General features: G+C 54.1%; 1 rRNA gene. It reads right to left on the bottom strand.

What is annotated here, in order from left to right:
- Nucleotides 1-456, bottom strand: a 16S ribosomal RNA gene (locus tag ACK59Z_RS25905); the annotation flags it as partial.
- Nucleotides 457-464 lie beyond the last annotated feature (8 nt).

Raw genomic sequence — 464 nt, 5'->3', positions numbered from 1 at the left:
CTTACTGCCCTTCCTCCCAACTTAAAGTGCTTTACAATCCGAAGACCTTCTTCACACACGCGGCATGGCTGGATCAGGCTTTCGCCCATTGTCCAATATTCCCCACTGCTGCCTCCCGTAGGAGTCTGGACCGTGTCTCAGTTCCAGTGTGACTGATCATCCTCTCAGACCAGTTACGGATCGTCGCCTTGGTGAGCCATTACCCCACCAACTAGCTAATCCGACCTAGGCTCATCTGATAGCGCAAGGCCCGAAGGTCCCCTGCTTTCTCCCGTAGGACGTATGCGGTATTAGCGTTCCTTTCGAAACGTTGTCCCCCACTACCAGGCAGATTCCTAGGCATTACTCACCCGTCCGCCGCTGAATCAAGGAGCAAGCTCCCGTCATCCGCTCGACTTGCATGTGTTAGGCCTGCCGCCAGCGTTCAATCTGAGCCATGATCAAACTCTTCAGTTCAATACTGC

This window comes from Pseudomonas sp. KCJK9058, assembly GCF_046230975.1.
GTDB lineage: Bacteria > Pseudomonadota > Gammaproteobacteria > Pseudomonadales > Pseudomonadaceae > Aquipseudomonas > Aquipseudomonas alloputida.
This window is presented reverse-complemented; position numbering and strand designations above follow the sequence as displayed.